This is a genomic window from Parasynechococcus sp., assembly GCF_042954245.1.
GTDB lineage: Bacteria > Cyanobacteriota > Cyanobacteriia > PCC-6307 > Cyanobiaceae > Parasynechococcus.
The window spans coordinates 1-12,261 of record NZ_JBGKDP010000229.1 but is presented as its reverse complement, the minus strand read 5'-3'; the positions used below and the strand labels follow the sequence as shown (position 1 = coordinate 12,261).

Sequence of the window (12,261 nt, the reverse complement as noted above, 5' to 3'; positions counted from 1 at the left end):
ATCGCATAGCAGCGGTCATGGCCTGGGCGATCCGTGGTTGGCGTGAAGTCGGCGCAACTACAGCATGAGACCCCTTGCGATCACTTCACTTGAGGCAATGGCAAAGCCGTTGCAACAGACCAAGCCTCTTGGCATAATTTGTGGTGGCTATGCAGCGGTCGCCGCAAGGGCGTCGATCTGCTGGGTCAGCAGGTCCCTGGCCTGCGCTGGTGTGGGCGCCCGCATGAGGTCATGACGCAGTCGCGAGGCGCCGGGGAAGCCCGTGCAGGTCCAGCCCATATGTTTGCGAGCGATCAGCAGCCCATGGTCGCCGCGATCCTGCACCAGGCCGTCCAGTTGATCCCGGGCCAGTGCAAGCCGTGCTGACGGATTGGGTGTGGCAGGGATCGCACGACCGGCCAGGGCGGCGTTGATCTGTCCCACCAGCCATGGGGCTCCCATGGTGCCTCGGCCTACCATCACGCCCGCTGCGCTGGTCTGATTCAGGCAGCGCAGGGCATCGTCGGGGCTGTTGATGTCGCCGTTCGCGATCAGGGGGATCGTGAGTGCTTCTCGAACTTTGGTAATCGCGGTCCAGTCCGCAGCGCCCTTGAAGCCCTGTTCGCGGGTGCGTCCATGCAGTGTGAGCAGTTGTGCACCTGCTTGTTCCAGCTGTTGGCACCAGTGCACGGGATCGGCATCACTGCCACACCAACCCAGGCGTGTCTTCACCGTGACGGGCACAGCCACGGCGCCCGCCACCGCTCCCACGATCTGGATGGCCAGCTTGGGATCACGGATCAACCCGGAACCGCCACCTTTGCGGGCAATCTTGCGCACAGGGCAGCCCATGTTGATGTCTATCAGGAAGGCACCACTGGCTTCAGCCCGTCGTGCTGCATCGGCCATGGCTTGGGGGCGATGGTCGAACAGTTGCACGCCGATGGGGCCGGATTCCTCGGCGAGCGATTCCACCTTACAGAGCCCATACCCCATCTCGAGGCTGGTGGCATTCACCATTTCGCTGAACAGCAGCGCGTCGGGCGCCCAACGTCGAACCAGGCCGCGAAAGACCCGATCGCTCACCCCTGCCAGCGGCGACTGCAATACGCGGCAGCGCAGCTGACGCGCGGTTCCATTGCCGGGAAGCTGCAGGGGGGGTGAAGCAATCATGGGTCCATGCTGCACAACGCAACTGACATGCCCTGGCCGCTCAGTCGTTTGTTGCTGTTGCAGATCCTCGAGGACCGCTGCAGCGATCGCTTTGTCTGCGAAAGGATCTGGGAACGTCTGGGCTATCGGCCTGCTGAACCGCAGTGGTGCGCCGGTCTCGACACACCCTCCGAATGGGCCGACGCCTTCCCTCAGGCTCCCGAACTGATCGCGGAGCGTCCGGCGTCGGTTCGTTTGACCCGCTCGATTCCCAAGCAACACAAACAGCTGCTCAAACAACAGCTCAACTTCGCGGGATACCGCATCGGTGAATTGTACCCCCGCCGCACCCGACGAGCCACAGCTGTGAACTGGCTGTTGGCCTGGCTGGCCCAGCAAGGCGAGCCCCTGCCGGAGCAGGGGCCCTTGTGTCCAGAGCTTCCTCCTCCTGCAGATCCGGTGCAGGGGCACCCCGGCGATCGGCCGGTAGCCTCACTCAGGCCTCAATCGTAATGGGTATGCCTTTCGGGGTGTTGTGGAACAGCCAACGGGCGGGTTTATCGGCGTGCCCTGCGTTCTCTTGCCAGGGGGCGGCGTGGAAGCAGATGGCCTCGTTCGCACCACGCACATCGTGAATGGCACCCCTGGAACGGTGTAGGTGCGTCGGTACATCGTGGTGGATCGGTACTTCGTATAAACCTTGCTGTTGAAGATTCGGTGTTGGTGTTGAGGCCTTGCGGGTGTTGATCGGAATCACACGGACTACTTCCTGATGACTATTGTGGATGGCGAGGCGTTAGTCGAAGAGGTCGACCACAAGGCTGGCGACGAGCCCGAGCATGGCGAGGAAACAACTGAACCCACCCTAGCCGCCTCAGTTGAGACTCATTTGTCTCACTCCGAAAGAATTTCGGTTCTTCAGAGGGTTTATGGCGTCTCTGTAGGGTAAAGGATTGGCTTGAGCAAACTCTTGGCGCGTCCCGTCGTCGCAATCATCGGACGCCCCAATGTCGGTAAGTCGACCTTGGTGAACCGGCTGTGCCGCAGCCGGTCAGCCATCGTTCACGATCAGCCTGGCGTGACGCGTGATCGCACCTACCAGGACTGCTACTGGGGCGATCGGGAATTCAAGGTCGTAGACACTGGTGGACTGGTGTTCGACGACGACAGTGAGTTTTTGCCGGAGATCCGGGAGCAGGCGGCTCTTGCGCTTGAAGAAGCCAGTGTGGCTCTGGTGATCGTGGACGGTCAGCAGGGGCTCACGGCCGCTGACGAGTCCATCGCGGAATTTCTACGCAGTCACCGCTGTCCCACGCTTCTGGCGGTGAACAAGTGCGAGTCGCCGGAACAGGGCCTGGCGATGGCTGGCGAATTCTGGAGCCTTGGCCTGGGTGAACCTCATCCGATCTCAGCCATCCACGGCGCTGGCACCGGAGAATTGCTGAATCAGGTGCTCACCTTTTTCCCCCCGAAGGATCAGGAGGGTGACGAGGAGGAGCCGATTCAGATGGCCATCATCGGACGGCCGAATGTCGGGAAATCCAGCCTGCTGAATGCCATCTGCGGAGAGCAGCGGGCGATTGTTAGCCCGATCCGCGGCACCACCCGCGACACGATTGACACCAGCATCATTCGTGAGAATCGTCCTTGGCGCCTGGTGGACACGGCGGGCATCCGGAGGCGACGCAGCGTCAACTATGGTCCGGAATTCTTCGGCATCAACAGGAGTTTCAAGGCCATTGAACGCAGTGATGTGTGTGTTCTGGTGATCGATGCCCTCGATGGGGTGACCGAGCAGGATCAGCGCCTGGCGGGCCGCATTGAAGAGGACGGCCGTGCCTGCGTGGTGGTCGTCAACAAATGGGACGCGGTGGAAAAAGACAGCCACACCATGACGGCGATGGAAAAGGAGCTGCGCTCCAAGCTCTATTTTCTCGATTGGGCCCCGATGCTGTTCACCTCGGCGCTCACGGGCCAGCGGGTGGAGAGCATCTTTGCTTTGGCCGCCTTGGCGGTTGAGCAGCACCGTCGGCGCGTCAGTACGTCCGTTGTGAACGAGGTGCTCAAGGAAGCGCTGAGTTGGCGCAGTCCCCCCACCACCCGCGGTGGACGCCAAGGAAAGCTGTATTACGGCACCCAGGTGGCCAGCCGGCCGCCCAGCTTCACCCTGTTTGTCAACGACCCCAAATTGTTCGGAGAGACCTATCGGCGCTATGTGGAGCGTCAGATCCGCGAGGGCCTCGGTTTCGATGGCAGCCCGTTGCGTCTGTTCTGGCGCGGTAAGCAACAGCGCGATGCCGAACGCGACCTGGCCCGTCAGCAGAGTCGCAAAGGCTGAGCGATGGACTGGTTACGCCAGGTCCCCATGGGTCAATATGTCGATGGGTCCACGGGTTGGCTCCGGCGCTTGGACCCTCGCCTGAAGTTGGCCTGGTCCCTTGTCTTTCTGCTCACGCCTGTTCTGGCGGGGCCCCTCTGGCGCGTTGGCCTGGTGGTGGCTCTGGTGCTGATCACCCTCGGCAGTGGACTGGCTCGGTCGCTGTGGTGGAGGTCTGTGCTGCTGCTGACGGCCTTGGCCGTTGTGGTGGGCCTCCTGTCGATGTTCTTGCCGGCTGTGGATCCCCCTGCGGCCTTCCCGCTGCGCAATCCGGCCGAGCTTCCGGGGCTCGAGACGGAAGGCCCCTCCTGGGATCTGTTGCGCCTCGGCCCCCTGCAGTTGGGCGGTCTCCAGCTGGGGCCTCTGGTGGTGGATCGGGCCTCGGCAGTGCTGGGGCTGCGAACGTCGACCTTGATCTTTACCGTGATTCACAGCGTCAATCTGATGCTGATCACGACCACTCCTGAGGATCTGGTCTGGGCCCTCAGCTGGTGCCTGGCTCCATTGAAGTGGCTGGGATGTCCTGTGGAGCGGCTGGGGTTTCAATTGCTGCTGGCACTTCGTTTTCTGCCTCTGGTGCAGGAGGAGTTCCAGAATCTGTTGCGCTCTCTCGCCAGCCGTGCCGTCAACCTGCGCCAGCTGGGCTTCAAGGCCGGTTTCGGCCTAGTGCTGGCCGTCGGAGAGCGGCTGCTGGCCAACATTCTTCTCAGGGCTGAGCAGGGGGCTGATGCTCTGGTCGCCCGTGGAGGTCGAATTCTCGGTCCTTCGTACTTCCGCATGCCTCCCGATCGTCCTGCTCCCCTGCTGAATGGCCTGGCGATGGTCGTTCTTGCGTTGGTGATTGGGCTCCGCGGTCAGTACGGTGCTCTATGAGCTCCGATCACGGCATGGCGTCCGAGCGATATCTGAATCACCCCACCTTCGGGATGCTCTATCGGGTGGCTCCGGCTGGTGAGGGCCGAGACGTTTATGTCACGTTGTATGCCAAGCGCATGTTCTTTCTGGTCACCCTGCAACCCCGTGGCGCCCAGTTCGAAGTGATTCCCTACGGGGACGCGCGTCACCACGCTGAGGTGCATCTGGGCCGTTGCCGTCGTGATGGCTCGGAAGACCTGGGCTCCTGGAGTCAGCTGTTCGATCAGACGTTTATCTGAACCCTTGACCGATTCCTTCGCTGCACGTTGGCAGGCGCTCCAGGCATGCCGTCCCTCTTCATCAAGGCTTCTGGCCGTCAGCAAGGGGCATCCGGCAGCGTCCGTGCGTTGCCTGGCTGAGCTTGGTCAGTGTGATTTCGGGGAAAGCCGCGTTCAGGAGGCTCTGCCGAAGCAAGAGGAGCTGATCGATCTGAACTTGCGCTGGCATTTCATTGGTCGCCTGCAAAGCAACAAAGTGCGGCCGGTGGTGAAGGCTTTCGACGTCATTCACTCGGTGGGTTCCCTGTCGCTGGCCGAACGGGTGTCGCGCATCGCCGTGGAGGAGGCCCGTCAGCCTGAAGTGCTGCTGCAGGTGAAACTGCGTCCTGATCCCAGCAAAGGGGGGCTGTCGGCTGATGAACTCGGCGCCATTTGGTCAGACCTACAGGCTCTGCCGGGGTTGCGCATCTCGGGTCTGATGACCATGGCGCCGCTCGACATGGCCGCAGGGCAGCGCAAGGCGTTATTTTCCGACTGCCGTGCCTTGGCGGATCGGCTTGCCTTGGCGGAGTGCTCGATGGGGATGAGCACGGACTGGAAAGAGGCTGCTGAAGCGGGCAGCACCTGGCTCAGGATCGGTTCGGCACTTTTCGGCCCGAGATTGGTGTCAACAGACGCTGCGAATTGACTTGCCCCGCCACAGCGAAAACGGTATCCAGGAACATGGTTTTCGAACCACATTCAGACCGAGAGGATTCCCAAGGTGTCGCTGATCTCCCGTCTCCGTGCCGTCGTCGCTGGCGATGACTATCTCGATGGCGAATTGGATGATTTCGCCTACGACGACGAGCAAGATGACCAGGACCAGCGCGCCCTGCAGGCTGACGGTGGTGCGCTGGCAACCATTGGTGACTCCAACCCGTTTGACCTCAGTGGTGATCTGCCTGGATCCAACGTGATCGGCATGCCCGGCATCAGCAATGCTGTGTCCGAGGTGAATGTGATGGAACCCCGCAGCTTCGATGAAATGCCTCGTGCCATTCAGGCTCTGCGGGAGCGCAAGACTGTCATCCTCAACCTCACGATGATGGAGCCCGACCAGGCCCAGCGTGCTGTTGATTTCGTCGCTGGTGGCACCTTCGCGATCGATGGACACCAGGAGCGCGTTGGCGAGAGCATCTTCCTGTTCGCCCCCAGCTGCGTCACCGTGACCAACACCGGTCAAGACGAAGCCTCAGCTCCAACGGTGGTGAGCCGTGAGGCCGATGTGGCGGATGTCGACGAATCCGCCAGCGCACCCTCGCCCGCCTGGGGAGCAGCCGCTCTCTGAAGCCCACAGTGCAGCCCGCTTTCGGTGTGATCGGCCTGGGTCGCATGGCTCAGGCCCTTGTGGTTCCTCTCTTGGAGCGTGGACGGATTCCAGCCGACCAGTTGTTGGCGGTCGTCGGAGGAGCTCGCTCGCTTGAGCAACGGCGTGGGGCCCTACCGGCTGGCATCGGTTTGGTTGCCGCTGACGATCCTTCTGCTCAACAGGTCTGGACGGCCCCGATGCAGCTGCTTGCGGTGAAGCCACAGCAACTTGATGCCGTTGCAGCTGCTGCTGGACCTGTTATGGGTCAACCGCTGCTGATCTCTGTGTTGGCGGGGGTGTCTCTGACGCGGTTACAGCATTTATTTCCCGGTCATCGCTGTGTGCGGTCGGTGCCCAACACCCCTGCGCTGGTGGGAGCTGGTTTGACAGCTCTGGCCTGGGGGGAGGGGATCGACCAAGGGCAACGTGACCAGGTACGGCAGCTGTTCGCCGATGTGGGCGAAGTTCTGGAGTTGGCGGAAGTCAAGCTCGATGCTTTCCTGGCTCTCACCTCATCGGGCCCTGCCTTTGTGGCCCTGGTGGCGGAAGCCATGGCCGATGGGGCTGTTGCAGCCGGTCTTCCCAGGGACCTGGCCCTACGGCTGAGCCACCGCACCCTGGCTGGAACGGCTGAGCTGCTGGACCGTCGCGATTTGCACCCTGCCCAGCTCAAGGACATGGTCACCTCACCAGGGGGCACCACCATCGCCGGCGTTCGCGCGTTGGAACGCATCGGCCTGCGCTCTGCCTTGATCGAAGCGGTTGTCGCTGCTGCGGAACGCAGCCGAGAGCTGGCCTAGGGCAACACCTCCGGCCATCCCTGCCGGATCACCAGCAGCGAGAAGTAGGGGCGGGGGTCGGCCGCAACTGCATCCGCGCAACAGATCTGCTGGTCGGGCCAGCCGACCCGCTCGGCAAACAGCGCTTGCTGCAGCAGCTCTCGCTGCTTTAGCAGGGGTTGCACCCAACTCCAGCGCCGACCCAGCTTCAGCAGGGCCAGAACTTGCCCCGTCGCAGCGGCGGTGTCCAGCACCTGTTCCAGCTCCTCAGGTGTGTCGGGGCAGGGGCGCAACAGCAGTTGGTCCTGCTGCAGAGCGAGGGGCCAGAGGCCGGCAGCCGCGGCTGCCGAGCACGAGGTGATGCCGGGAATCACGCTGATGGGACAGTTGGGCCACGCCTGACGAAGGGCCAGCAGCACATAGCTGCAGCTCGCAAACAGAGACGCATCTCCCTCACACAGCAGTGCCACCTGCTGGCCGGAACGGACGGCCTGCTGCAGCTCCTGCGCCGCCGCTCCCCAGGCGGTGCGACGTGGTTCGGCGGCTTCCACCATCGGGAACAACAAGGGCAGGTGCTGATGGTCGCTGCGGATCCAGGCAGCGGCGATTTTGGCTGCCATACTGTCGGCCCCCAGTCGGACGACCGGGTAGGCCACCACCTCCGCTTGGCGGATGGCTTCAACGGCGGCCAGGGTGAGCAGGGAAGGATCGCCGGGGCCGACCCCCACCAGTGTGAGCCCCCCAGTCGTGGTGGGATCGATGATGGTCAGCAGTCGATGCGTCTCGGGTCCAGACGATGAGTTGTCTCAGCATCTTTCCAGACGAAAGCGCAGCCCATACTCCGAATGGGCTCATGCCTGCGCTGGAGAGCCATGATCCGACAGTGATTCAGGCGGAGCTCAGCCGCCGGGGCATCGGCTTTGAGCAATGGCCGGCGAAGCAGGGCATGCCGGAGGGGGCAGACCAGGTCACCATCCTCCAGGCCTATGCCGATGCAATTGCCCGGGTTCAAGGCGATGGCGGTTACGCCACGGTCGATGCGATTTGGATGACGCCGGATCACCCCGAACGTGAGCCTCTGCGCCGCAAGTTCCTTGAGGAGCACACCCATGCCGAAGACGAAGTGCGCTTTTTTGTGGAAGGGCGCGGCTTGTTTGTGCTGCACATCGGTTCCGAGGTGCTCAGCGTGCTGTGCGAACGGGGCGACCTGATGCGGGTCCCTGCCGGGACCCGTCATTGGTTTGACATGGGCTCTCAGCCCCGGTTCTGTGCTGTGCGTTGGTTCAACAACCCCGAGGGATGGGTGGCGCAGTACACCGGCAGCAGCATCGCCCAGCGTTTTCCCAGGCTTGACTAAGGGGGCTTTCCAGACACCTTGATGCGTCTCCACCGCTCCTTTGCTGCGCTGCTGCTGGGTTTGCCCATGACAGGACTCATCCCTGTTGTTGCCGAGGATGCTCCCTTGGCACCCGAGGTTTAGCGCCGGATTGCCGTGGTGGTGCTGGCCCGCCGCATTCGTGGCTATGCCGCCATGGCCAAGGCCAGCAGCGACTGCCAAGTGAAGAAGGGGCGTCTTCCGCGCCTGCAGCGCCTACTCGATGACAGCTGCGCCCTGGACCGGACAAGGAGTCTAAAGCGTTTCAGCTGGCCGAAAACGAACTCTGGCTTTTATTTCCTCAGCGAATAAAAACCGCCCATACGGTTCCGGCCTGTTTGCCTGGCTGCTGTGGTCGTTCGATCTTGTCTCGCGTTGAAGCTGCTGGCGCTGTTGGTAGTGCCCTGTTCTGCGGCTGAGATGGATCTGGCCTCTGCCTCCATGCTCCCAACCACGTCGCGATCTATCTCCACCCTCGCTAATGAGTCGGTCTTAGTGCTGAACCGCACCACGCGATCACTCCCGCGCACGGGCGATCCCATCTGGAGTCTGCGTCTGGCAACCCCAGGTCAGCCCGTGCAGCACTTCGATGCCGTCAGCGGTCGGGGGCGCACTGTCAGAACTCTGATCGTCATCGCTCTGGCACCCGCGCGCCGCTTCCCACCGGCGCTATAACCTTGAACCGGTGGAGCCCCTGGGTCCCGCTGATCCGCGGGAGCTCGGGCCTATCTGGATTGGGATTGAACCGCAGTTCCACACGGGTCGAGGTCATCTGGGCATTCATCTCGACCCCAGTGCCAACCGCAATGCCAACAGCGACACGCTCGGCTGCGTGGGTTTGATTCGCTGGGACGACACGCAGACCCTAGCGGGTCTGGTGCAGCGCCGTAACGTCCGAACATTGGTGGTCAGCGAGTGAATGTTCTCCGATTAGGGTTTCAGTTGGGGCGGCTGGTTGGACAACCGCCGGGGTGAGTGGTGGCTGCTGGCCCAGCTGCTGCCGGTCTGGCCTGCTCCGGCCAGCTTCGGTGTGGCGATTTGGCCAAAACTTTTGTTTGGGCTGGGCTTGTTGCTGTTGGCTTTTGGCCTGTTCGGGCCATTGAGGCATTTCGCTGTCTCGGGGCCAGCCTTTCGCCGCTGCCGGCGCCCAAGCCGTCGAATCAGTTGATCGCTACAGGCACATACGCCATCTGCCGGCATCCGTTGTATCGGGCCGTGTTGCTGTGTTCCGCAGGAGTGGTGCTGGCCACAGGCAGCCTGCTGCATCTGTTGCTGTTGGTCAGCCTGGCGGCTGTGCTGCGGGGCAAAGCCCGCTTCGAGGAGCAGAGGTTACGGACGCTGCATCCGAATTACAGCCAATACGCCGCTGTCATCCCGGCGATTTTGGGCTGGGTTCCTGGATTGGACTGGCGCTGATTGGTTGGCTCAGGCGGCGACCGTGCTGGTCTGCATCAGGTCGGTATAGAGCTGTTCGAGGGCGTCGATGTTGCTTGAAATCGTGTAGCGCTCCAAAGCGCGGAGTCGGGCTTTGCGGCCCAGGTCCGCCGTCAGCACCGGCTGGTCCCTGAGCACCGGCAGCAGCGTGCGCAACTGGGTGGTGACGCCCTGGGTGCTCAGCACGATTCCCGCCCCTTGCTCCAGCACCTCGCCATCGGCACCGGCATCGGTGGCTACGCAGGCTGTTCCGGTGGCCATCGCCTCCAGCAAGGCCAGCGACAGTCCCTCCACAAGGCTCGGCAGGATGAAGACCTCAGCGCACTGGAGCAGAGCAACCCGGGTGTCCAGGTCCGGCTCGTGGCCCCACCAGAGAATCCGATCGTCGTTGAACTGGTTCATCAAGCTGTTGCGCAGCGGCCCGTCGCCGACGATCACCAACCGACAGCCCTCCGGTGAGACCAGACGCCAGGCCCGCAGCAGGGCTTCAACGTTCTTCTCCGTCGCCAGGCGCCCCATGTAGAGCACGATCCGTTCTCGGCCCAGCCGTTGCCGCACCTGTTGATGCATCAGCGAAAGGGTGCCAGGGCTGGTGGGGCACCAGCGGTCGGTGTCTACACCATTGGGAATCACCGTCAGACGGTCGGCTGGAACGCCGAGGCGTTCGAGAAAATCCGCCTGAAGCTGTGAAAACACGATCACCCGGTCGTAGCGGGCCAGGGCCGGTGCATACAGCTGGTAAGTGAGCTGTTGGGTGCCTGCCGTGAGGTTGCGCAGGCTTGCATCGAAGGGGGGATGAAAGGTGGCCACCAGGGGCACGTCCAGCTGCTGACAGAGCTCCGGCAGGCGGAAATCCAGGGGCGAAAGGGTGAGGCTGGCGTGCACAAGGTCGGGCTGCAGCCGCTCCAGGGATTCCCTCAGCTCCCGCTGTGCCCCGGGGGAAGGGATCGTGTAGACCTGCGATTTGACTAGATAAGGCAGGCTGACGTCCGGGTCGTTGGCCAGCAGCGATGTGTTGTCGCGCTCCGGGCTGCGCGGGTTATCGAAATGGATGAAGTGCACCTGATGCCCGCGTTTGCGCAGGGCTTCCGTGGTGCTGATCCCATAGGACACATTCCCGCAGAAGGGAGACTTCTTGCCGAGCCACGCAATCTGCGCCAAGCGGGTTGGGCCTCCTCAGGCGAAACGGCAAATTAGCAGCGTTGCCACGGCCGTTCGATCAACGCCGCCACCAGTGCCAACCCCGCGAGCAGCCACAGCACCGGTTGAAGACCAATGCTGCTCACTAAAGTGCCCGCCAGCACTAGCGGCAGACTCAGGGCAATATTGATCAGATTGTTCTGCAGTCCGAACACCCTGCCGCGCTCGGTTTCGGGGGTTTCTTCCTGAATCGTGGTCTGCGCTGGGATCGCCACCAGAGCTGCTCCGATGCCCAGGATCCCGCAGAGGCTAAGGGTGAAGGCCAGGGATCCCCGCAGCTGGCTGAGCAGCACCAAGGTCCAGGTGATGGTTCCCAGGCCCGCTGCCATGAGCCGGCGGCGGCTAAACCGATGGCCCAGCTGGGCGATCACCACGGCTCCGATCGCCATGCCCAGCCCACTCATGGCAAGCAGGGCGCCAAAGCCTGAGGGGCCCAGGTTGTCGATCAGGGCAGCCAGCTGGAGCGCCAACACGTAGAGCGCCGCCAACAGGCTGTAGAGCAGCACGAGATGAATCATGGCGCCGCGCACCGACGGCACCCGGCGCAGCACCTGCAATCCTTCGCCGATCTCCGTCCATACCGATGTATTGGAGGGGGGCTTGGGGGCTTCTTGCAGCTTCAGGCGCGACAGGCTGAGGGCCGCGAGGCCGTAACAGAGCGGAAGCAGCAGAAACTCGCCGCTATCGATGCCGAAGATCGCCAGGCTGCTATGTAGGGCGCGAAGAATCGGTTCCCCCAGCGCGAAGCCCAGGATCGTCGCCCCCATGCTGGTGGCTTGGTAGAGGGAGTTGGCCGCCAATAGGTGATCTCCCGGCACTACCACAGGAATCGTGGCCTGTTCCGAGGGGGCGAAAAACTGGGTCAGGATCGACTCCAGGAAGGTCATGCCCACCAGCCCCCAGTAGCCCCAGGGCAGACCAAGCCAGAAGGGCCCTGGCAGCAGACAGAGCGGTGCGAACACCACCAACAGGGCTCGGATGGCATTGCTGGCCACCATCACCCGACGCTTGGGCCAGCGGTCAGCCCAGACCCCAGCCACCGTTCCCAACAACATGGCCGGGATGGTGTTGGCCACAAAGATGCCTGTGGCCAGCAGGGTGATCACCTGGGTGCGTGTGCTGATGTCGAGGCCGTAATCCGATGCCATCTCCGCCAGCACGCCGCTTCCCTGCCCCTTCAGCAGCAGGTGCTGATCGATCAGGAAGACCATCAGCACGATGTAGAACTTGTCCGCCAGCTGGGAAAAGATTTGGCCCAGCCAAAGTTTGCGGAAGTCCTTGAGGCGCAGCACGGCTTCCAAGCCACCCTTTCCCTCCGGGTTGCTGCCGGTGGGTAGAGCGGGTTCAGGGGTGGTGAGGCTCGGTCCGCTCAAGGGGCAATTGTATCGCGGCCATGATGGCTCACGCGCCTGCCAGCAGCGTCTCTCGCAGCATGGCCAGGGCTTTGCTGGGTCGGTTCAGATGCGTCCGGCTCCAGATCT

At 62.8% G+C, this 12,261-nt stretch carries 15 protein-coding genes and 1 pseudogene; 12 read left to right on the top strand and 4 right to left on the bottom strand.

All coding sequences use genetic code 11. The annotated features are described in order from the left end of the window. Window positions 1-147: 147 nt before the first annotated feature. On the bottom strand, window positions 148-1,152 hold the full coding sequence (gene dusB, locus ACGVJ8_RS10475; protein WP_392347879.1) for a tRNA dihydrouridine synthase DusB: 1,005 nt from the start codon (window positions 1,150-1,152) through the stop codon (window positions 148-150). A 6-nt stretch (window positions 1,153-1,158) separates the two neighbouring features. On the opposite strand from dusB, the gene ACGVJ8_RS10470 reads away from it, so the two are divergent. From ACGVJ8_RS10470 to proC, 7 genes are all read left to right on the top strand, one after another. Then, complete coding sequence (locus ACGVJ8_RS10470) at window positions 1,159-1,644, top strand: DUF1823 family protein (RefSeq protein ID WP_392347877.1); 486 nt, start codon at window positions 1,159-1,161, stop codon at window positions 1,642-1,644. 457 nt (window positions 1,645-2,101) lie between these two features. Then, a complete protein-coding gene (gene der, locus ACGVJ8_RS10465) occupies window positions 2,102-3,469 on the top strand; it encodes a ribosome biogenesis GTPase Der (RefSeq protein ID WP_392347875.1) in 1,368 nt (455 codons plus the stop codon). A 3-nt stretch (window positions 3,470-3,472) separates the two neighbouring features. Continuing rightward, window positions 3,473-4,381, top strand: a complete 909-nt coding sequence (locus ACGVJ8_RS10460) for an energy-coupling factor transporter transmembrane component T family protein (RefSeq protein WP_392347873.1) — start codon at window positions 3,473-3,475, stop codon at window positions 4,379-4,381. A 14-nt stretch (window positions 4,382-4,395) separates the two neighbouring features. Then, window positions 4,396-4,662, top strand: a complete 267-nt coding sequence (locus ACGVJ8_RS10455; protein WP_392347871.1) for a PipX family protein — start codon at window positions 4,396-4,398, stop codon at window positions 4,660-4,662. Window positions 4,663-4,666: 4 nt separating this feature from the next. Then, window positions 4,667-5,329: a YggS family pyridoxal phosphate-dependent enzyme gene (locus ACGVJ8_RS10450; protein WP_392347869.1), complete on the top strand. Its 663-nt coding sequence runs from the start codon at window positions 4,667-4,669 to the stop codon at window positions 5,327-5,329. A 75-nt stretch (window positions 5,330-5,404) separates the two neighbouring features. After that, window positions 5,405-5,971, top strand: coding sequence for a cell division protein SepF (locus ACGVJ8_RS10445; protein WP_392347867.1), 567 nt, complete (start codon window positions 5,405-5,407; stop codon window positions 5,969-5,971). A 44-nt stretch (window positions 5,972-6,015) separates the two neighbouring features. Beyond that, window positions 6,016-6,792, top strand: a complete 777-nt coding sequence (proC, locus tag ACGVJ8_RS10440) for a pyrroline-5-carboxylate reductase (protein ID WP_392347881.1) — start codon at window positions 6,016-6,018, stop codon at window positions 6,790-6,792. Here proC and cobI read toward each other — a convergent pair. After that, the gene (gene cobI, locus ACGVJ8_RS10435) at window positions 6,789-7,499 is read right to left on the bottom strand and encodes a precorrin-2 C(20)-methyltransferase (protein WP_392347865.1); all 711 of its coding nucleotides are present in this window, start codon (window positions 7,497-7,499) and stop codon (window positions 6,789-6,791) included. The genes proC and cobI overlap by 4 nt on opposite strands. Window positions 7,500-7,567: 68 nt before the next feature. On the opposite strand from cobI, the gene ACGVJ8_RS10430 reads away from it, so the two are divergent. The 5 genes and pseudogenes from ACGVJ8_RS10430 to ACGVJ8_RS10410 all read left to right on the top strand — a co-directional run bounded on the left by ACGVJ8_RS10430 (window position 7,568) and on the right by ACGVJ8_RS10410 (window position 9,562). Continuing rightward, complete coding sequence (locus ACGVJ8_RS10430; protein ID WP_392347863.1) at window positions 7,568-8,128, top strand: acireductone dioxygenase; 561 nt, start codon at window positions 7,568-7,570, stop codon at window positions 8,126-8,128. Window positions 8,129-8,263: 135 nt separating this feature from the next. Continuing rightward, on the top strand, window positions 8,264-8,458 hold the full coding sequence (locus tag ACGVJ8_RS10425; RefSeq protein WP_392347861.1) for a hypothetical protein: 195 nt from the start codon (window positions 8,264-8,266) through the stop codon (window positions 8,456-8,458). A gap of 63 nt (window positions 8,459-8,521) precedes the next feature. After that, on the top strand, window positions 8,522-8,821 hold the full coding sequence (locus tag ACGVJ8_RS10420; RefSeq protein ID WP_392347859.1) for a hypothetical protein: 300 nt from the start codon (window positions 8,522-8,524) through the stop codon (window positions 8,819-8,821). A gap of 10 nt (window positions 8,822-8,831) precedes the next feature. Next, on the top strand, window positions 8,832-9,065 hold the full coding sequence (locus ACGVJ8_RS10415; protein ID WP_392347857.1) for a hypothetical protein: 234 nt from the start codon (window positions 8,832-8,834) through the stop codon (window positions 9,063-9,065). Window positions 9,066-9,101: 36 nt separating this feature from the next. Continuing rightward, window positions 9,102-9,562, top strand: a pseudogene (locus ACGVJ8_RS10410) (methyltransferase family protein). A gap of 9 nt (window positions 9,563-9,571) precedes the next feature. Here ACGVJ8_RS10410 and ACGVJ8_RS10405 read toward each other — a convergent pair. Together ACGVJ8_RS10405 and ACGVJ8_RS10400 are read right to left on the bottom strand one after the other, a co-directional pair. Next, window positions 9,572-10,741 (bottom strand): glycosyltransferase family 4 protein, encoded by a 1,170-nt coding sequence (locus ACGVJ8_RS10405; protein WP_392347855.1) that lies wholly within the window; start codon window positions 10,739-10,741, stop codon window positions 9,572-9,574. Between the two features lie 32 nt (window positions 10,742-10,773). Then, the gene (locus tag ACGVJ8_RS10400; protein ID WP_392347853.1) at window positions 10,774-12,153 is read right to left on the bottom strand and encodes an MFS transporter; all 1,380 of its coding nucleotides are present in this window, start codon (window positions 12,151-12,153) and stop codon (window positions 10,774-10,776) included. Window positions 12,154-12,261 lie beyond the last annotated feature (108 nt).

Bases quoted from the DNA above. Each gene is read 5' to 3' on its own strand.
- dusB (WP_392347879.1), bottom strand. From the start codon at position 1,152: ATGATTGCTTCACCCCCCCTGCAGCTTCCCGGCAATGGAACCGCGCGT.
- ACGVJ8_RS10470 (WP_392347877.1), top strand. From the start codon at position 1,159: ATGCTGCACAACGCAACTGACATGCCCTGGCCGCTCAGTCGTTTGTTG.
- ACGVJ8_RS10460 (WP_392347873.1), top strand. From the start codon at position 3,473: ATGGACTGGTTACGCCAGGTCCCCATGGGTCAATATGTCGATGGGTCC.
- ACGVJ8_RS10455 (WP_392347871.1), top strand. From the start codon at position 4,396: ATGGCGTCCGAGCGATATCTGAATCACCCCACCTTCGGGATGCTCTAT.
- proC (WP_392347881.1), top strand. From the start codon at position 6,016: ATGGCTCAGGCCCTTGTGGTTCCTCTCTTGGAGCGTGGACGGATTCCA.
- ACGVJ8_RS10430 (WP_392347863.1), top strand. From the start codon at position 7,568: ATGAGTTGTCTCAGCATCTTTCCAGACGAAAGCGCAGCCCATACTCCG.